The sequence below is a fragment of the Pseudomonas sp. BIGb0381 genome, from assembly GCF_024809815.1.
Classification (GTDB): Bacteria; Pseudomonadota; Gammaproteobacteria; order Pseudomonadales; family Pseudomonadaceae; genus Aquipseudomonas.
In genome coordinates this window covers 313169-331255 of the sequence record NZ_JANUEN010000007.1, presented here as the reverse complement: position 1 = coordinate 331255, position 18087 = coordinate 313169, and the positions used below count along the sequence as shown (strand labels likewise).

General features: G+C 60.4%; 18 protein-coding genes. 7 read left to right on the top strand and 11 right to left on the bottom strand.

Annotation, left to right across the window (positions count from 1 at the left end):
• Positions 1-22: 22 nt before the first annotated feature.
• Genes M2397_RS20335 through lptE form a run of 4 tightly spaced genes read left to right on the top strand, consistent with a single transcriptional unit; the run spans position 23 to position 3519 of the window.
• Entirely contained in the window at positions 23-1171 is a 1149-nt protein-coding gene (locus M2397_RS20335) for an ABC transporter permease (protein ID WP_259244308.1), read from the top strand.
• Positions 1168-1971: an ABC transporter ATP-binding protein gene (locus M2397_RS20330; protein ID WP_131699563.1), complete on the top strand. Its 804-nt coding sequence runs from the start codon at positions 1168-1170 to the stop codon at positions 1969-1971. The genes M2397_RS20335 and M2397_RS20330 overlap by 4 nt, the downstream gene beginning before the upstream one ends.
• A gap of 1 nt (position 1972) precedes the next feature.
• Entirely contained in the window at positions 1973-2911 is a 939-nt protein-coding gene (locus M2397_RS20325; RefSeq protein ID WP_027608016.1) for an MlaD family protein, read from the top strand.
• A complete protein-coding gene (lptE, locus tag M2397_RS20320; protein ID WP_145338339.1) occupies positions 2908-3519 on the top strand; it encodes an LPS assembly lipoprotein LptE in 612 nt (203 codons plus the stop codon). The genes M2397_RS20325 and lptE overlap by 4 nt, the downstream gene beginning before the upstream one ends.
• Positions 3520-3610: 91 nt before the next feature.
• Here lptE and M2397_RS20315 read toward each other — a convergent pair whose 3' ends face one another.
• From M2397_RS20315 to M2397_RS20295, 5 genes are all read right to left on the bottom strand, one after another.
• Positions 3611-4840, bottom strand: coding sequence for a nucleoside recognition domain-containing protein (locus M2397_RS20315; protein ID WP_259244307.1), 1230 nt, complete (start codon positions 4838-4840; stop codon positions 3611-3613).
• A 95-nt stretch (positions 4841-4935) separates the two neighbouring features.
• The gene (gene gltP / locus M2397_RS20310) at positions 4936-6267 is read right to left on the bottom strand and encodes a glutamate/aspartate:proton symporter GltP (protein ID WP_259244306.1); all 1332 of its coding nucleotides are present in this window, start codon (positions 6265-6267) and stop codon (positions 4936-4938) included.
• A gap of 716 nt (positions 6268-6983) precedes the next feature.
• Positions 6984-7451, bottom strand: coding sequence for an inhibitor of vertebrate lysozyme family protein (locus M2397_RS20305; protein WP_131699566.1), 468 nt, complete (start codon positions 7449-7451; stop codon positions 6984-6986).
• A 2-nt stretch (positions 7452-7453) separates the two neighbouring features.
• Positions 7454-7618 carry a DUF1328 domain-containing protein gene (locus M2397_RS20300; RefSeq protein WP_003170804.1) on the bottom strand — a complete coding sequence of 55 codons (165 nt, stop codon included), beginning with the start codon at positions 7616-7618 and terminating at the stop codon, positions 7454-7456.
• Positions 7619-7700: 82 nt separating this feature from the next.
• On the bottom strand, positions 7701-7985 hold the full coding sequence (locus M2397_RS20295; protein ID WP_131699567.1) for a hypothetical protein: 285 nt from the start codon (positions 7983-7985) through the stop codon (positions 7701-7703).
• 378 nt (positions 7986-8363) lie between these two features.
• On the opposite strand from M2397_RS20295, the gene algB reads away from it, so the two are divergent.
• A complete protein-coding gene (gene algB, locus M2397_RS20290; RefSeq protein ID WP_053127283.1) occupies positions 8364-9710 on the top strand; it encodes a sigma-54-dependent response regulator transcription factor AlgB in 1347 nt (448 codons plus the stop codon).
• A gap of 10 nt (positions 9711-9720) precedes the next feature.
• Positions 9721-11508, top strand: a complete 1788-nt coding sequence (locus M2397_RS20285; RefSeq protein ID WP_131699568.1) for a KinB sensor domain-containing domain — start codon at positions 9721-9723, stop codon at positions 11506-11508.
• A gap of 8 nt (positions 11509-11516) precedes the next feature.
• Here the strand turns inward: M2397_RS20285 and M2397_RS20280 are convergent, their stop codons facing one another.
• The 6 genes from M2397_RS20280 to M2397_RS20255 form a co-directional block, all read right to left on the bottom strand.
• A complete protein-coding gene (locus M2397_RS20280; protein WP_145338342.1) occupies positions 11517-12293 on the bottom strand; it encodes an N-acetylmuramoyl-L-alanine amidase in 777 nt (258 codons plus the stop codon).
• An 88-nt stretch (positions 12294-12381) separates the two neighbouring features.
• On the bottom strand, positions 12382-14457 hold the full coding sequence (locus M2397_RS20275; RefSeq protein ID WP_259244305.1) for a GGDEF domain-containing protein: 2076 nt from the start codon (positions 14455-14457) through the stop codon (positions 12382-12384).
• Positions 14454-15332 (bottom strand): endonuclease/exonuclease/phosphatase family protein, encoded by an 879-nt coding sequence (locus tag M2397_RS20270; RefSeq protein WP_131699571.1) that lies wholly within the window; start codon positions 15330-15332, stop codon positions 14454-14456. The genes M2397_RS20275 and M2397_RS20270 overlap by 4 nt, the downstream gene beginning before the upstream one ends.
• Before the next feature lie 10 nt (positions 15333-15342).
• Positions 15343-15978: a thiol:disulfide interchange protein DsbA gene (gene dsbA, locus M2397_RS20265; protein ID WP_065937861.1), complete on the bottom strand. Its 636-nt coding sequence runs from the start codon at positions 15976-15978 to the stop codon at positions 15343-15345.
• Positions 15979-16146: 168 nt separating this feature from the next.
• Positions 16147-16773, bottom strand: a complete 627-nt coding sequence (locus M2397_RS20260) for a cytochrome c4 (RefSeq protein WP_145338343.1) — start codon at positions 16771-16773, stop codon at positions 16147-16149.
• Between the two features lie 33 nt (positions 16774-16806).
• Positions 16807-17109 (bottom strand): cytochrome c5 family protein, encoded by a 303-nt coding sequence (locus M2397_RS20255; RefSeq protein ID WP_259244304.1) that lies wholly within the window; start codon positions 17107-17109, stop codon positions 16807-16809.
• Between the two features lie 192 nt (positions 17110-17301).
• Between M2397_RS20255 and yihA the strand changes: the two genes are divergently transcribed.
• On the top strand, positions 17302-17943 hold the full coding sequence (yihA, locus tag M2397_RS20250) for a ribosome biogenesis GTP-binding protein YihA/YsxC (protein WP_145338344.1): 642 nt from the start codon (positions 17302-17304) through the stop codon (positions 17941-17943).
• Positions 17944-18087 lie beyond the last annotated feature (144 nt).

The following is an 18087-nucleotide window of genomic DNA, read 5'->3' as shown; positions in this document are numbered from 1 at the left end:
TAGCCAGACAAGCTCGGAGCTTATGACCAGTAGTACCACGGCCGGCGCAGCCCACCTCGATACGTCCACCGCTCCCCCCTTACTGCGGATTACAGGGGACTGGACGCTTGCCCACTACGCAAACCTGAAGAAGCTGTCGGACGAGCTCGACGGCCAATACGACGCCGGCGCGCGCATCGACCTCAATGGCCTTGGCGCCCTGGATACCGCGGGTGCCTCGCTGCTGGTGGAGCTGCTGGGGCCCACCCGTATCGAGCAATCCGCCGAACAGACCGACTGCAACCTGTCCGCCGCCGACCGCGCGCTGCTCAAGACCGTCTACCGCTCCCTCAACGATTTTTGCGTGCCGGACAAAGCGCCGGAAGAAGCCACCGGCATTCAGGTGCTGGCGCGTATCGGCGGCGCCGTAGACAAGGTCTGGCAAGACAGCAAGCAACTGCTGGGCTTTATCGGCCTGATCCTCGAAACCTTCGCCCGGGGTATTTTCCGGCCCAAGCGCTGGCGCCTGACGCCGATGGTCGCCCATCTTGAGCAGGTCGGCCTCGACGCCGCGCCCATCGTCGCGTTGCTGACCTTTCTGGTGGGCGCCGTGGTGGCGTTCCTCGGCGCTACAGTGCTCAAGAGCTTCGGCGCGACTATTTTTACCGTGGACCTGGTGGCGTTCTCTTTCTTGCGGGAGTTCGGCGTATTGCTCACCGCCATCCTGATTGCCGGTCGCACCGCCAGCGCCTTTACCGCGCAAATCGGCTCAATGAAGGCCAATGAAGAAATCGACGCCATCCGCACCTTGGGCCTGGACCCGATGGAGTTGCTGGTGTTGCCGCGCGTGCTGGCGTTGCTGGTTGCACTGCCGATGCTGACATTTATGGCAATGCTGGCGGGGATCGTCGGCGGCGGCGTGGTGTGCGCCGTGGCTCTGGACATCTCGCCAGCGATGTTCCTCTCGCTGCTGCAATCGGACATTGGCGTACAGCACTTCCTGGTCGGCATGGTAAAAGCCCCGTTCTTCGCCTTTCTGATCGCCGCCATCGGCTGCCTGGAAGGCTTCAAGGTCAGCGGCAGCGCCGAATCGGTCGGCGCCCACACCACCTCCAGCGTGGTGCAATCGATCTTTGTGGTGATCGTGCTGGATGCGGTTGCCGCGTTGTTCTTCATGGAGATGGGCTGGTGAGTCGTCTACACCGTGCGCCCACCGAGGCGGTGATTGAAGTGCGTGGCCTGTGCAATCGCTTTGGCAGCCAGAGCGTGCACGAGAATCTCGACCTGGATTTGTACAAGGGCGAGATCCTTGCGGTGGTCGGCGGCTCAGGCAGCGGCAAGTCGGTGCTGTTGCGCAGCATCGTCGGCCTGCGCCGGCCCAGTGAAGGCGAAGTGCGGGTGTTCGGTAAGAACCTGCCGAGCTTGCCGGAACATGAACGCTCGCTGGTGGAACGGCGCTTTGGCGTACTGTTCCAGAAGGGCGCGCTGTTTTCCTCGCTGACGGTGACCGAGAACGTGGCGCTGCCGCTGATCGAACATGCCGGGCTCAGCCGCCGTGATGCCGAGCACTTGGCTGCGGTCAAGCTGGCCTTGGCCGGGCTGCCGCTGTCGGCGGCCGATAAATACCCCGCGTCGCTGTCCGGCGGCATGATCAAGCGCGCTGCCCTGGCGCGGGCGTTGGCGCTGGACCCGGACATCCTGTTTCTCGACGAGCCCACCGCCGGCCTCGACCCGATCGGCGCGGCGCAATTCGATCAACTGATCCTCACCCTGCGCGATGCGTTGGGCCTGAGCGTGTTCCTGGTCACCCATGACCTGGACACGCTCTACACCATCACCGACCGCGTGGCGGTGCTGGCGCAGAAGAAGGTGCTGGTGGCAGATGCCATCGATATCGTCTCGGAAACGAACGACGCCTGGATTCACGAATACTTCCACGGCCCCCGAGGCCGCGCGGCATTGGATGCCGCTCAACCGCTCAACGAGGTATGACATGGAAACCCGAGCCCATCATGTGATGATCGGTCTGTTCAGCGTGATCGTGGTGGTCGGCGCGATGCTGTTTGGCCTGTGGCTGGCCAAATCCAGCGTCGACAGCGCCTTTCAGGATTACGAAGTGATCTTCAACGAAGCGGTCAGCGGCCTGTCCCAGGGCAGCTCAGTGCAATACAGCGGGATCAAGGTGGGCGACGTCATCAGCCTGCGCCTGGACCCCAAGGACCCGCGCCGCGTACTCGCGCGCATTCGCCTGGCCGGCCAGACACCGATCAAGGAAGACACCCAGGCCAAACTCGCACTGACCGGCATCACCGGCACCTCGATCATCCAACTCAGCGGCGGCACGCCGCAAAGCCCGGAGCTCAAGGGCAAGGACGGCAACCTGCCGGAAATCATCGCCTCGCCATCGCCGATCGCGCGGTTGCTGAATAACAGCAACGACCTGATGACCAGCATCAACCTGCTGCTGCACAACGCCAACGACATGTTCTCTGCGCAGAATGTCGAGCGCCTCAGCAACACCTTGGACCATCTGGAACAAACCACCGGCGCGATTGCCGATCAGCGTGGAGATATCAAGGTAGTGATGCAGCAATTGATGCAGGTGAGCAAACAGGCCGGGGCCGCCCTGGAGCAGACTACCGCGCTGATGCGCAACGCCAACGGCCTGCTCAGCGATCAAGGCAAACAGGTGTTCGGCAGCGCCGAACAGGCCATGAAATCCCTTGAACAAAGCACCGCCACCATCAACACCTTGCTGACCAACAACAAGGACTCGGTGAACAGTGGCATGCAGGGCCTCAACGAACTGGCGCCGGCCGTACGTGAACTACGCGAAACCCTCGGTTCACTGCGCGCCATTTCCCGCCGCCTGGAAGCCAACCCCAGCGGTTACCTGCTGGGCAGCGACAAGAACAAGGAGTTCACGCCATGAAGCGTGCTTACCAAATGATCGCCCCTGTGGCCTTGGCGCTGATCAGCGCGTGCTCGATCCTGCCCAAGGCTGATCCGTCGGACGTCTACCGACTGCCTGCGGCTCAGGGCACGGCCCAAGGCACGCCGGTCAGTTGGTCGCTGCGCCTGGCCAAGCCGCAGACCAGTGAGTTTCTCGACAGCTCGCGCATCGCTGTGGTGCCCAATGGCGATTTAATCAGCAGCTATGCGAACTCACGCTGGAGCGACCCGGCACCCGTGCTGTTGCGTAATCGCTTGATGGACGGGTTCCAGCGCGATGGGCGAGTGACGCTGTTGAGCACCGACGACACCAACCTGCAGGCCGACTATGAGCTGGGCGGGCAGTTGCAGGCGTTTCAGAGTGAGTACCGGGGGAGTGCGGTGGAGGTAGTGATCCGCCTCGACGCACGCCTGGTGCGTGGGAGTGATCAGCGGATTATTGCCAGCCGGCGGTTTGAAGTGCACCAGGCGGTGACCGACACCAAAGTGCCGGCCGTGGTGGCCGGGTTTGGGTTGGCGGGAGATCAGTTGAACAGGCAGGTGATGGAGTGGGTTGTTCAGCAGGGCAACGGGGCGGTGAAACGCTGAGGGCCTCGTCGGGGGCAAGCCCCTCCCACAGGTTGATCTGCGAACACATTCAAATGTGGGAGGGGGCTTGCTCCCGATAGCTATTTAAGACTCAGCCAAAGAACCAGTAGCACACCGCAATCGCCGCCACCACACCGGCAAACTCAGCCAGCAACGCGCACCCTACGGCATGCCGCGCCCGCTGGATGCCCACCGAGCCGAAGTACACCGCCAACACATAAAAGGTGGTTTCCGTACTGCCCTGAATCGTCGCCGCCACCAACGCCGGGAAGCTGTCCACCCCCTGGGTCTGCATGGTCTCGATCAACATCGCCCGCGCCGCGCTGCCGGAGAATGGCTTGACCATCGCGGTCGGCAAGGCGTCGACAAAGCGTGTGTCCATGCCCGTCCAGGCCACCACATGGCGAATACCTTCGAGGCCCAGATCCAGCGCGCCGGAGGCCCGTAACACGCCCACCGCACACAGCATCGCCACCAGGTACGGCAACAGGTTCTTGGCGACATTGAAGCCTTCTTTGGCCCCTTCGACAAACGCCTCGTACACCTTCACCTTGCGCAACGCGCCGATCAGCAGGAACAGCATGATCAGGCCGAACAACGTCAGGTTGCCGAGGATCGACGACAGCCCGGCCAATGCGGTGGCCGAGAGGGTCGCCAGCAGGGCCATGAACCCACCCAGTACCAACGCGCCTGGAATCAGATAGGCCAGCACCACCGGGTCCCACAGCCGCAGTCGCTGCATCACCGCTACCGACAGCAGGCCGACCAATGTGGATGCACTGGTGGCCAGCAGGATCGGCAGGAATACCAGTGTCGGATCTGGCGCACCTTGCTGGGCGCGATACATGAAGATCGTCACCGGCAACAGGGTCAGGGAGGATGCATTGAGCACCAGGAACAGGATCTGCGCGTTAGTCGCCGTGTTAGGGATGGGATTGAGCTCTTGCAGCGCCTTCATGGCCTTCAGGCCGATAGGTGTTGCTGCGTTATCCAGGCCCAAGCCGTTGGCGGCAAAGTTGAGGGTGATCAGGCCAATGGCCGGGTGACCGGCTGGCACTTCCGGCATCAAGCGCAGGAACAGCGGGCCAAGGGCCTTGGCCAGCCATTCGACAATCCCGGCTTTTTCGGCGATACGCAAAAAGCCCAGCCATAACGTCAGGGTGCCGAACAACAGCACCATCACTTCCACCGACAATTTGGCCATGGCGAAAATGCTTTCGACCATCGCCGCAAAAATCCCGGCGTTACCGCCCACCAGCCATTGCGCCAGTGCTGACACCATTGCCACGACAAAGAAGCCAAGCCACAGGCCATTGAGCATCAGTTGAATCCCCCGAAAGATGGGGCGAATGATAGCGGGGCTGACAGAAACGACAAACCCCGGATTTCCCGGGGTTTGTTTTGTTCAGCGGGTTATCAGCCGCGGCTGACCTCACCGACCGGCAGCGCCTGCTTGGTGCGCCAGTGCGGTAGGGAGTTCCAGTAGCGCTCGCCCTTGGCGTCGTCGTACATGCCTTCCCAACGGGAGATGACCAGCACGGCCAGGGCGTTACCGATCACGTTCAGTGCGGTACGGGCCATGTCCATGACGCGGTCGACACCGGCGATGAACGCCAGGCCTTCCAGCGGAATGCCAACGCTGCCCAAGGTGGCCAGCAGCACCACGAAGGACACGCCCGGCACACCGGCGATGCCTTTGGAGGTGACCATCAGGGTCAATACCAGCATCAGTTGCTGGCCGATCGACAGGTCGATGCCATAGAGCTGGGCGATAAAGATCGCCGCGATGCTCTGGTACAGGGTCGAACCGTCAAGGTTGAACGAGTAGCCGGTAGGAACCACGAAGCTGCAGATCGCTTTCGGTGCGCCGTAGGCTTCCATCTTCTCGATCACGCGCGGCAGCACGGTTTCGGAGCTGGCAGTGGAGTAGGCCAGCACCAGCTCGTCCTTGAAGATGCGGATCAGCTTGAGGATCGAGAAGCCAAACAGGCGAGCGATCAAGCCCAGCACCGCAAAGGCGAAGAACAGGATGGCGACGTAAACCAGGATCACCAGCTTGGCCAGTGGCAGCAACGAAGCGAAGCCGAAGTTGGCGACGGTCACCGCGATCAGCGCGAATACACCAATGGGGGCGTACTTCATGATCATGTGGGTGACTTTGAACATGCTCTCGGACACGCCCTGGAACATGGTCACCAACGGCTCCCGCAGTTCAGGCTTGAGGCTCGACAAGCCCAGGCCAAACAGCACGGAGAAGAAGATGATCGGCAGCATTTCACCACGGGCGACAGCGGCGAAGATGTTCGATGGAATCAGGTTGAGGATGGTCTGGATGAACGCATGCTCATGCTGCACCTCGGCGGCGGTCGCCTGGTATTTGGAGATATCCACAGTCCCCAGGGTGCTCATGTCGATGCCCGCGCCCGGGTGGAACAGGTTGGCCAACAGCAGACCGACCACGATGGCGATGGTCGTAACCACTTCGAAGTAGAGGATAGTCTTGACACCAATGCGCCCGAGCTTCTTCGCATCACCCACACCGGCAATGCCGACGATCAGCGAGGAAATCACAATCGGGATCACGATCATCTTGATCAGGCGGATAAAGATATCGCCCGCCGGCTGCAGCACATTGCTGATCCACCAGGCCTTTTCAGCACTGAAATGGTTGAGCACTGCACCGATTGCAATCCCCAATACCAAACCGATGAGGATCTGCCAGGCGAGGCTTAGCTTTGCCTTCTTCATGTCATTACCCTTACTTCAAGTGAACTTAAGGCAAATGCGCCAGCTGGAACGCTCGAGAGCGAAAAAGTGTGTGCATCTGCCTCCATGAAAGGTCACCGCAGCGTGGCCGAAATGGCTTACTGGCAGGCGAAAAAAGGCGCAACTATTCCCATGCAAGGGGACGACGTCTAATGCCGTAAACGCCTACCCTATGCCGAATCGGCATGACTTTTTTTCATAATAACTGTCCGAACGGTCAGTTCAAATGTGACATTTTGTCCAGTGAATATGCCGTGAACCGGCCAGTTCAGGCTCGCGCAGAGATTCTGCACGTCATGACGAGGTTGGCAGAAATGCCCGAGAAGTCTGCCGTCGAACGTCGGAAACGTCCTATAGCGCGAGCAAAACTTTCTCGATAGATGGTCGCCCCGACACATCAAGTAATGGTTGGTAAAAAACAGAACCAAGATTTGCGGCTATGGGCGGCATATGAGGGTCACAAGCCCGCCGCAAGTTCAGCAAGCCGTGGGCTTGTGAACCTGCGTCGCAGCTTTTCGCCTGACCCGGCCCTTGCGCAGGCACTCCCTGTGCCCGTAGGTCACGCCGATCCCAATTGATCAGAACAACCCGGCCCCCTGGTCATGCATCGCCCTTGGCGGGCGATGCAAACAGAAAGAAGCGGGGGGCTTCTTTCTATGGACGCTGATTGCGCAGACGACAGACGCGTCAGACGCAACCTAGTACCAATTCGGATCTTTCTTCAGCTGCTCCATCAGCAGCTTTTGCATGCCTTCGTCCGGTTTACCGATAAAACGGTAATCGGCGTGCCGCGTCGGGGACTTATCAGCCGGCAAACCCGCCGGGACTTCCACCAACATGGCGTAGGCATCTTCCTTGTCGAGGCTGAAGGCGACGATCAGGCGCTTATTGAGGCATGTGTCCGCGGTTTCGCAGAGCGGCCCCACAAGATACTTGTCGCCATCTTCTTCCACGGCATTCATTTGCTCGGCCGTGCCGGACAAGTTCAACACCCATTCCGGCAGGCGCTCTTCTTTCTTCACTACGTCTTGCCAAGTCTCGCGGTACTGCGGATCCGCACTGAGCAATTCGTTGGCCCGGGATTGGCCATCATTGGCGGCCATCGCCAAGCCACTGCCGCCCAAGAGCAAGGCGGCAGCAATAGCTTTGAGGGACAAAGTGGTCATATTCAGCCTCGGCCGCGACGACCAAAGAAGAACGAAGCAATGAACATCACCAGGAAGACGACAAAGAGAATCTTGGCGATACCCGTGGCGGTGCCCGCGATACCACCGAAGCCCAGGACTGCAGCCACAATGGCGATGATCAGAAATGTGATTGCCCAACTCAACATGGTGATTCTCCTTACGCTTCTTTAAGAGGTAACAGCGGTAGTGCCGGACGGTCGCTCGACATCAAGCGACCGACTTTGTTGCCTAAAACACCCAACGCTCTTGGGTCGGCAGCTCGCCCAGGGTGGAATCCTGATCGGCCACACGCAGTTGCGGGGCGGTTACATCAGCGGTACGGCTGCCAATGGAACTGAAATGGGTCTGGGCCGTTACCGGACGGTCGAACGACGGGACTTGCTGCGGACTCTGCTGCCATTGCTGCAACTGCTGGCCTGCGATCAGCGTGACCATCAGGGCCAGGCTGGCAAACAGCCCTTGTTGCAAGCGCAGCGGCGATACACGCAGTTGGCTGAGGCTTTGGCGAGTCATGCTGCTGTTCTCCCGCATTCTGATTATTCGTTGGGATAGCTATTGCAGAGCGCATGCCAGCTTTTTTACAAAATAAAATTCAATAAAATCAATAGGTTAAATATACGTGCTAGGGCAATCGCCCAGCATCCTGCACGATGCCCCCCCGTACGCCGTGCGAAATGCACGATGGTCAATGGTCGGGTGAAGGGATAGAAAGCGGATGGGATGTTGCCGAACTGGCAAGACAGCATGAAAACGCCATCAGGCGGGGCTTTGTAGGAAGCAATGCAGATACCCGCACGACGCTGCCTTTTATCGATCAGAATAAACCATGCAACTTGCCCGATTATTCCGGGACTAAACACCATCATTCATAGTTTAAGGAGCGCGGGACAGATGGAATCAGCCAAGGAACTTCAAGGCCGCATTCTTTTAGTGGATGACGAGTCCGCGATCCTCCGCACCTTCCGTTATTGCCTGGAAGATGAAGGCTACACCGTCGCCACCGCCAACAGCGCCGCCCAGGCCGATGCCCTGATGCAACGCCAGGTGTTCGATCTGTGCTTCCTGGACCTGCGCCTGGGTGAAGACAATGGCCTGGATGTGCTGGCCCAGATGCGGGTCCAGGCGCCGTGGATGCGTGTGGTGATCGTCACCGCCCATTCCGCCGTCGATACCGCCGTGGATGCGATCCAGGCCGGTGCTGCCGACTACCTGGTCAAGCCTTGCAGCCCCGATCAGTTGCGCCTGGCTACCGCCAAGCAGTTGGAAGTGCGCCAGCTTTCCGCACGCCTGGAAGCATTGGAAGGCGCCGTACGCCAGCAGAAAGACGGCCTCGACTCCCACAGCCCGTCGATGATGGTGGTGCTGGAAACCGCACGCCAGGTAGCCGGGACGGATGCCAACATCCTGATCCTCGGCGAATCCGGTACCGGTAAAGGCGAGCTGGCCCGGGCCATTCACGGCTGGAGCAAGCGCTCGAAAAAATCCTGCGTGACCATCAACTGTCCGTCGCTGACGGCAGAGCTGATGGAGAGCGAACTGTTCGGCCATAGCCGTGGCGCTTTTACCGGTGCCAGTGAGAGCACGTTGGGCCGGGTCAACCAGGCGGACGGCGGTACGCTGTTTCTCGACGAGATCGGCGACTTTCCCCTCACGCTGCAACCCAAGTTGCTGCGATTTATCCAGGACAAGGAATATGAGCGGGTGGGCGACCCGGTCACCCGGCGCGCCGATGTGCGCATCCTTGCCGCCACCAACCTGAACCTGGAAGACATGGTGCGCGACGGTCGTTTCCGCGAAGACTTGTTGTATCGCCTCAATGTCATCACCTTGCACCTGCCACCGCTGCGCGAGCGCAGTGAAGACATCCTCACCCTCGCAGACCGCTTCCTGGCGCGCTTCGTCAAGGAGTATGCCCGCCCGGCGCGAGGCTTCAGTGATCAGGCACGCGAAGCCCTGCTCAACTATCGCTGGCCCGGCAATATCCGTGAGCTGCGCAACGTGGTGGAGCGCGCCAGCATTATCTGCCCGCAGGAGAAGGTCGAAATCATCCACCTCGGCATGGCTGAGCAACCCACCAATAACGCCCCACGGATTGGCGCGGCGCTGAGCCTGGACGAGCTGGAGAAAGCGCATATCGGCGCCGTGCTCGCCACCAGCGACACCCTGGACCAGGCGGCCCGTACCCTCGGCATCGACGCGTCGACCCTGTACCGCAAACGCAAACAGTACAACCTGTGAGCTGCACCCTATGAAGCTCGCGATGACACTGCGCACTCGGTTGTTTCTGAGTATCTCAGCGCTGATCACCGTCGCCCTGTTGGGTCTGATCCTGGGTCTGGTCAGCGTCATGCAAATGGCCAAGACCCAGGAGTCCCTGATTCGCAGCAACTTCGTCACGCTGGACCTGGGGCTCAAACTGCGCCAAAGCCTTGGCGACCAATTGATCATGATGCTGGAACATCGTCCCGATCCGCAGGCATTGCAACGCGCCAAGCAGCGGTACTTCGACCTGCTGGACCAAGGCATCGCCCATGAGCAACGCGACGGTCATAGCCACGGTTTCAGCCAGGCGCGAGCCCAATACCAGAACCTGCTGGACGCATTCGAGCAATCCCAGCAAGCGTCGCCACCGCCGGGCAGCAAGGAAAAACTCACCGAAGCCTTCAATGCGCTGCGCAATGGGCTGATTGATCAACATAAGCAGGCCCTGCAAAACATCAGCAACAGCGAGCACAAATCCCGCGCGCGCGCCTTGCTGATCGCCGGCTTGCTGGGGTTGGTGGGCCTTGCAGTGCTGATCATCGGATTTGTCACGGCCCATGGCATCGCCCGGCGATTTGGCGCGCCGATCGAAGCGCTGGCAAAAGCGGCGGACAAGATCGGTCAGGGCGATTTTGAAGTGACGCTACCGATCTCTTCGGCAGCGGAAATGAACCTGTTGACCCGTCGCTTCGGCCTTATGGCCGAGGCGGTGCGCCAGCATCAGGCGACGAATGTTGACGAACTGCTGGCGGGCCAGCAGCGCCTGCAAGCAGTGCTCGACAGCATCGACGACGGCCTGCTGATGATTGACCGCCAAGGCCGTCTGGAGCATCTCAACCCCGTTGCGCAACGCCAATTGGGCTGGGACGAGGAGCGCCTCGGCCAAGGCCTTGGCGAAGCGCTGGTGCGCCCGGAGCTGGATGAACAACTGCAACTGGTGTTGCGCGGCGGCAATCTGGAGCGCGCGCCGGAAGATCTGGAAGTCGAAGTCGAGGGCGAACTTCGTCTGCTGACCTACAGCCTCACCCCTGTCAGCCATACCCAGGGACACATTCTTGGGGCGGTGATGGTGCTGCACGACGTCACCGAACAGCGCGCCTTCGAGCGGGTACGCAGCGAATTCGTCTTGCGCGCCTCCCATGAACTGCGCACGCCGGTGACCGGCATGCATATGGCGTTCGGCCTGTTCCGTGAACGCGCGAAGTTCCCGCCGGAATCCCGTGAAGCGGACCTGCTGGATACGGTCAATGAAGAAATGCAGCGCCTGATGCAGTTGATCAACGACCTGCTCAACTTCTCGCGCTACCAGAACGGCCTGCAGAAACTCACCTTGGGACCGTGCGACGTGACCGATCTGCTCGAACACGCGCGCGCGCGCTTCGTGGAGCCCGCCAATGCGCAACACATCGAACTGCTGGTCGAAGTCCAATCAGATCTGCCACGGCTGTATGCCGACCAGGCGCAGCTGGAAAGGGTACTCGACAACCTGCTGGGCAATGCCCTGCGTCATACCGCCGACGGTGGGCAAATTCGCCTGCAGGCGCGAAGACATGGCGAACGGGTGATTATCAGCGTCGAAGACAACGGCGAAGGTATCGCTTATGGCCAACAAGGGCGCATCTTCGAACCCTTTGTCCAGGTTGGCCGCAAGAAGGGTGGCGCCGGCCTGGGGCTGGCGCTGTGCAAGGAGATCGTGCAATTGCACGGCGGCCGCATGGGTGTGTATTCGCGACCGGGGCAGGGCACCCAGTTCTATATGGCGCTGCCCTTGTAGAAGGGAGCTTAACGCCGGTTCAGGGCACGCAGGATGGCAGCACTTTCGGCGTCCGGCATGCCATCGAACAGCGATGGCCGGAACCGCATCTGGAACGCCGCGATCACATGTCGCGTGGCGACATCCAACTCCCCCGTCTGGGGTGTCGGGTAACCGAGGAGCGCCAATTCTTCCTGGAACCAGGTGATGCTCGGCAATTCAGCGGCGTACTGCACCTGGAAGCGGGCGACGGCCTGGGCATCCGGCCACACACTCAGGCCTTCATCGGCCAGGCGCTTCCAGGGGAACAGCGGCCCCGGATCGAGCTTGCGCAGGGGCGCGATATCGCTATGGCCAATGATGTTCCTGGGGTCGATGCCATTGCGCTTGCTGATGTCCTTGAGCAACACCACCAGCGATTTCACTTGGGCCTCGGAATACGGGTACCACAAACGGCCTGTGGGTGTGTCCTTGTAGCCGGGGTTTACGATCTCGATACCGATGGAACTGGAATTGAGCCAGGTACGCCCCATCCACTCGCTTTCCCCGGCATGCCAGGCACGCTGGCTTTCATCCACCAGCTTGTAGATGGTGGCGCCGGCGTCGTCGCCGATCAGGTAATGAGCGCTGACCTGGCCGTGGGTCAACAGGGCAAGGGAACGTTCAAGATTGGTGGAGGTGTAGTGGACGACCACGAACTGCACGCGGTTGTCGTGGTTCGCCGAGGGATGGCTGGTGTCCAGGCGCGGACCACTGGCGCAGCCGGCGAGCAGAAGAAATACACAGGCAAAGTACAAGGATTTCATGGCGGAAGACGGTACGCTGAAGACGATAATGCAACAGTGTAACGTACCGTTTGTGGCCCGGCGGTCAAATTACACAATGGAACATCTTTTACGCCGCCTGCACCTGATTACGCCCAGCCGCCTTGGCCCGATACAACGCCTCGTCGGCCCGCTTGAGTGCCAGCTCGCTGCGCTCACTCGGCTGCAACTGCGCCACGCCCATGGACACGGTAATCGTCACCGGTTCGCCCTTGAAGTGAAACGGGCAGGCCGCAATCGCGGCACGCAGTACTTCACCCACCGCCAGGGCATCCGACAGGGATGAGTCGGGCATCAGCAACACAAACTCCTCACCGCCAAACCGCGCGATAAAGTCGTTGGGCCGCAGGCGCTTGCGCAGGACGTTGGCGATGATTTTCAGCACCTTGTCGCCCGCCAGATGGCCATAGCCATCGTTGATGCGCTTGAAGTGATCCAGGTCCAGCATCGCGAGCGACAGGCTATTGCCACGCTGGTGCCAGATATTGACCTCGTGGTCCAGGCGCTCGCTCCAGGCCGCGCGGTTAGGCAAGCCGGTGAGCGGATCGATCAGGGCCTTCTGGCGCTGCACCTCGAGGTGCTCACGGTATCCTTGGGCTTCCTGCTCCATATTGGCGACCCGCTCGGCCAGCCCTTTCAGGCGCGCCGCCACTTCCTGCTCGCGCTGGTCACGTTGTTGCTGGTGCTCGTCCATGGTACCGAGCAAACCCTCAAGGTGGCTTTCCAGCACCTGCTTGAGGCTGTCCAGGTCGGCCGCGTCCTGGACGCTGCTTTGCAGGCCGTCGACCTGTTCACGAATCTGCGTGTCCAGCTCCCTGGCAGCGGAGCGGCTGTCAGCATGACCGTCGCTGGCCACTTGCAGATGGCCCTGGAAGGCTTCGAGGCGTTCGTTGAGCTGTTTGAGGTAAGCCTCAAACTCGTGCTGGCCGCTGTCGGTGATCGCCAGCATCAGCACCGCCAGGTCATCGAGGATCGGCAGCAATTCGTACCAGTTCAAACCGTGGGCCAGGCGCTCGCGCATGGCTTCGGCCTGGGGACGATGGCGCTCGGGTAGGGCCAGCTCCTCCAACAGGCCGATCAGGGTATCTTCGATATGCTTGGCCACGGAGCTGTAGGACGGCTCCGGTGAATCCGGCAAGGAGTAGAGGCCATCCGATTGAAGTTCATCGGGGTCCAGTTCTTCGGCGTCAAAAACCGGAGGGAGCGAGAGGCTGCCGATCACCGTCTCCTCTGGCGCCTCGACGGCAACCTGCGGCGTTTCGATAAAGGCAGCGAGAGCGCTTTCGGAGGCGGGCTCTTCCACCTGAGGCTCAGGCTCCCTGAGCTCGTCAGGCGCTGGAGATACGCCGACAGGCGCAGCCACTGTGACCCTTTGAGCAGGCGCCTCGTACACAAACTTTTCACTGGCGATATCGACAGCCTTGGCGGGCGCTGTGGCTTCAGGCTGCGCGGCAACCGGCGCCTGAGGCGGCGACGCAAAGGCCCGCAACGCTTGCGTCAACGCGTCGGACTGTTCGGGCTCCTGAGGCTCGGCGGCGGGCTTGGGCGCAACAGGCGCAGCAGGTACCGGGGGCGGGCTGGGGACAGGCTCGCTGGGCGCGGCCTCGTTCGAAACGTCCTTGGCACCAAACAGACGTTGCAGCAAACCCGGCCCAGGACGCACGGTTTCACCGTCCGGCTCCAGGTTATTCAGTGCCTGCCCTTGCAGGCTGCTCAACTCGCTGAGCAACAAGGGAATCTCACGTGCCTGGCTGACGCGGCCATCCAACTGCTTGGCGAAGGTTTTCAGCGGTCGGGCTACTTCACGGGGCAGCGGCAGCTTTTGCAACTGCGTAACCAGGGACGTCAGTGCGGTGCTCATCTGGTCGATCCGGGTTTCGCGGCGCTGCTCCGAATCCAGTACCGCCTTTTCCAGGCGCGGCAGCAAGGCGGCGAGGGCGGCGTCCATGTCGTCGGTACGCACAACGTCGCGCATTTCCTTCATGCATTGGTCAACTGCGCGGTCGGTGCCTTCCGCCGCCAGCGTGCTGCGCACCAGCCCACGACGCAGCAGGTCGAGGCGGGCGGCCCAGCGGCGTTCGAGCTTTTCTTGTTGCTCAATGCTTAACAGGTATTTTTCTTTCCAGCGCTGTGCGTCGTCGCTCATGCAAGGGGTCCGCGAGGGCCGGGGCTCAACGCGGGCAATGCATCAGCCGTGAGCGAACCCGGCAGACGAATCTCTACCGCGACCGGCAGGTGATCGGAGATGGGCTGCGCCAGCACCTGCACACTCTCAAGTGTGAGAGTCGGACTGAGCAGAATATGGTCAAGACAGCGTTGCGGGCGCCAGCTGGGGAACGTGGCTTCGACTTGCGGCGCCAGTAACCCGAGGTCACGCAACGGGGAATTCAGCAGGAGGTCGTTCGCATGGGTGTTCATGTCACCCATCAACACTTGATGTTTGTAGTTGCCAATCAGGTCGCGCACGTAGGCCAACTGCAGGTTGCGCGTACGCCCTCCGAGCGCCAGGTGCATCATCACCACCACCAAGGCCTCAGGCCCTTCGCCAAAACGCACGAGAATCGCCCCGCGCCCCTTGGGGCCCGGCAACGGGTGATCTTCGATGGCCGTTGGCTTCAAACGGCTGAGCACACCATTACTGTGCTGCGCCAGGCGCCCGAGGTTGCGATTGAGTTGCTGATACCAGTAGGGGAAGGCCCCGAGGTGCGCCAGGTGTTCGACCTGATTGATATAGCCGGAACGCATGCTGCCGCCGTCGGCTTCCTGCAAGGCGACCAGGTCGAAATCATTCAACAGGTCGCCGATCTTCTGCAGGTTACCGGCCCGGCCGTTGTGGGGCAGCAAGTGCTGCCAGCCACGGGTGAGGTAGTGCCGGTACTTCTCGGTACTGATGCCCACTTGGATATTGAAGCTGAGCAGGCGCAGGCGGCTGTCCGCCGGCAGGCCCGTGGAATCCAGGTGATGTTCGTTGACCTGCGGTTCATGCAGGCCAACCACACGTTGAGTACCCCAGCGGCGCATGAGAAGCCCCTTACTTGGCTGCGCGTTCTTTGGCGATCAACTGGTCAGCAACATTGAGGGTCGCTTCAGGACCACCGGTGGTGCCCAGGTCGAAACGGTACTTGCCGTTGACGATCATGGTCGGTACGCCTTGCACGCCGTACTTCTGCGCCAGTTCCTTGGCCTGTTTGATCTGGCCCTGGATGGCGAAGGAGTTGAAGGTGGCCAGGAACTTGTCCTTGTCGACACCTTGGGTGGCAACGAAGTCAGCCATTTCGTCAGGCTTGGTCAGGCGCTTGCCTTGTTTCTGGATTGCGTCGAATACTGCATTGTGAACTTTGTGCTCCACACCCATGGCTTCCAGAGTCAGGAACAGTTGGCCGTGGGCATCCCATGGGCCGCCGAACATGGCGGGGATACGCTTGAAGTTCACGTCCTTAGGCAGCTTCTCGACCCAAGGGTTGATGACCGGCTCAAAAGCGTAGCAATGCGGGCAGCCGTACCAGAACAACTCCACCACTTCGATCTTGCCCGGTACCGAAACCGGCACTGGGTTGGCCAATTCAACGTAGGTTTTACCGGCTTCAAGCGGCACATCGGCAGCTTGCGCGGTCATGCCGAAGAGGCTGGCAGTGACGAGAGCGGCGCTGAGGATCAGATTACGCATGCTTTACTCCTGGACAAATAAAGTCGCCTCACGCGACCTTTGTTGTGACAGGTCTACGCGGACATGAGTTCGTTAGTGTAACGGCAGCGGCCACAAAAAAGGGCGGCCTAAGCCACCCTTTTTATGCTTGCATCGATGGATTAATCGAGCGTTAACGTTGCGTGCACCTTAGTGCAGGCCCTGGATGTAGCTGGAGACGGCGGCGATGTCTTCATCACTCAGCTTGCGAGCGATGGTGCGCATGATTGCCGCGTCGCCATCATTGGCTCGCCCTGCCTCTTCCTTACGGAAATCGGTCAGCTGCTTGGCAATGTAGGTAGCGTGCTGGCCGCTCAGGTGCGGGAAGCCGGCGGCGGCTATGCCCGCGCCATTGGGCGAGTGGCAACCCGTGCAGGCAGGCAGGCCTTTATCCAAGTCTCCGCCGCGGAACAGTTTTTCGCCACGAGCCACCAGTTTCGGATCAGCAGCTCCCACACTGCCCTTCTGGCTGGCAAAATACGCCGCGATATCCGCCAAGTCCTGATCACTGAGGTTGGTCAGCAAGCCGGTCATTTCCAGGACCGTGCGCTTGCCGTCCTTGATGTCGTGCATCTGCTTGGTCAGGTAACGTTCACCCTGGCCGGCCAATTTGGGGAAGTTCGGCGCCGGACTGTTACCATCCGGCCCATGGCAGGCACCACATACGGCGGCTTTCGCTTGGCCGGCAGTGGCAACACCTTTAGGGGGGCCCTCTGCAGCAAAGGCAACACCGGTGATGCCCAAGGTCAACAGCAGACTCACGATCAGTTTGTTCATCAGCTAATCCAACTACGGCTAAGGGTTTAAGAGTTATCTACCGGGTTTACTCACCATCAACTCAATGATGGCCTGGTAATCCTCGGTACTGCAGTCCATGCACAAACCACGCGGCGGCATTGCCTTGAAACCCTGGGTCACGTGTTGCACCAGCGTGTCCATGCCCTGCGCCAGTCTTGGCGCCCAGGCTGCCTGGTCACCCCGCCTCGGGGCATTCGGCAGTTGGCCAGCATGGCAAGCCACGCAAACTCGGTTGTACACCACTTCCGGATCCTCTGTAGCCTGAGCGCCAGAAAGCGGAATCAGGGCACCGAAAGCGAGCAACCATCGGGTCATACATCGACCTTTTCAGGGTTTGAGAGCGTTTTGCGTTCTAATGCGCAATAAAGGTCTATCGCTCCCGTGAACTTCATCCTTCGCTGGGACAAAGCACACACAAAATCTGCGGCATTATATACTGGCGCTACTGAAACGGAAACGACACCGCTTGCCGCACCCTTTTTCGGCACCGCCCACATCGGAAATCTCATGCAACTCAAGAACCCCATCCTCGGCCTGTGCCAACAGTCCACCTTCATGCTCAGCGCCGCCAAAGTTGACCAATGCCCCGATGACGAAGGCTTTGAAGTCGCCTTTGCCGGTCGCTCCAACGCCGGTAAATCCAGCGCACTGAACACACTGACCCACGCCAGCCTGGCGCGCACCTCGAAAACACCAGGCCGCACGCAGTTACTCAACTTCTTCAAGCTAGACGATGATCGGCGTCTGGTCGACCTGCCGGGCTACGGTTATGCAAAAGTACCTATCCCGCTGAAGCTGCACTGGCAGCGTCACCTGGAGGCTTACCTGGGCGGCCGGGAGAGTTTGAAGGGGTTGATCCTGATGATGGACATCCGTCATCCAATGACCGACTTCGACCTGCTGATGCTCGACTGGGCCGTCGCCAGCGGCATGCCGATGCATATCCTGCTGACCAAGGCCGACAAGCTCACCTACGGCGCCGCCAAGAACACCCTGCTCAAAGTGCAGTCCGAAATTCGTAAGGGCTGGGGCGACACAATCACTATCCAGCTGTTCTCGGCCCCCAAGCGCATGGGCCTGGAAGATGCCTATACCGTACTGGCCAGCTGGATGGAACTGGCAGACAAAGGTGCGGAACTCGCCGAATAACTTTTCTGCGGGCAAAAAAAACCCCGGACTTCGTATGGGGAGGGGAAGTTCGGGGTTCAAGTACCGGACCGCTAGGGCGGGGTCCGGATATCTGCCAACACTTAACACAACATAGGAGCATTGAAGGGCTTCACCACCCATTCA

Coding starts and splice junctions, on each gene's coding strand:
- dsbA (WP_065937861.1), bottom strand. CDS start 15,978: ATGCGTAATCTGATCCTCAGCGCCGCTCTCGTCACTGCCAGCCTCTTC.
- M2397_RS20270 (WP_131699571.1), bottom strand. CDS start 15,332: ATGCGCCGCTGGGGTACTCAACGTGTGGTTGGCCTGCATGAACCGCAG.
- M2397_RS20275 (WP_259244305.1), bottom strand. CDS start 14,457: ATGAGCGACGACGCACAGCGCTGGAAAGAAAAATACCTGTTAAGCATT.
- M2397_RS20315 (WP_259244307.1), bottom strand. CDS start 4,840: ATGCTCAATGGCCTGTGGCTTGGCTTCTTTGTCGTGGCAATGGTGTCA.
- gltP (WP_259244306.1), bottom strand. CDS start 6,267: ATGAAGAAGGCAAAGCTAAGCCTCGCCTGGCAGATCCTCATCGGTTTG.
- algB (WP_053127283.1), top strand. CDS start 8,364: ATGGAATCAGCCAAGGAACTTCAAGGCCGCATTCTTTTAGTGGATGAC.
- M2397_RS20335 (WP_259244308.1), top strand. CDS start 23: ATGACCAGTAGTACCACGGCCGGCGCAGCCCACCTCGATACGTCCACC.
- M2397_RS20255 (WP_259244304.1), bottom strand. CDS start 17,109: ATGACCCGATGGTTGCTCGCTTTCGGTGCCCTGATTCCGCTTTCTGGC.
- M2397_RS20285 (WP_131699568.1), top strand. CDS start 9,721: ATGAAGCTCGCGATGACACTGCGCACTCGGTTGTTTCTGAGTATCTCA.
- yihA (WP_145338344.1), top strand. CDS start 17,302: ATGCAACTCAAGAACCCCATCCTCGGCCTGTGCCAACAGTCCACCTTC.
- M2397_RS20295 (WP_131699567.1), bottom strand. CDS start 7,985: ATGACTCGCCAAAGCCTCAGCCAACTGCGTGTATCGCCGCTGCGCTTG.
- M2397_RS20280 (WP_145338342.1), bottom strand. CDS start 12,293: ATGAAATCCTTGTACTTTGCCTGTGTATTTCTTCTGCTCGCCGGCTGC.
- M2397_RS20325 (WP_027608016.1), top strand. CDS start 1,973: ATGGAAACCCGAGCCCATCATGTGATGATCGGTCTGTTCAGCGTGATC.
- M2397_RS20305 (WP_131699566.1), bottom strand. CDS start 7,451: ATGACCACTTTGTCCCTCAAAGCTATTGCTGCCGCCTTGCTCTTGGGC.
- lptE (WP_145338339.1), top strand. CDS start 2,908: ATGAAGCGTGCTTACCAAATGATCGCCCCTGTGGCCTTGGCGCTGATC.
- M2397_RS20300 (WP_003170804.1), bottom strand. CDS start 7,618: ATGTTGAGTTGGGCAATCACATTTCTGATCATCGCCATTGTGGCTGCA.
- M2397_RS20260 (WP_145338343.1), bottom strand. CDS start 16,773: ATGAACAAACTGATCGTGAGTCTGCTGTTGACCTTGGGCATCACCGGT.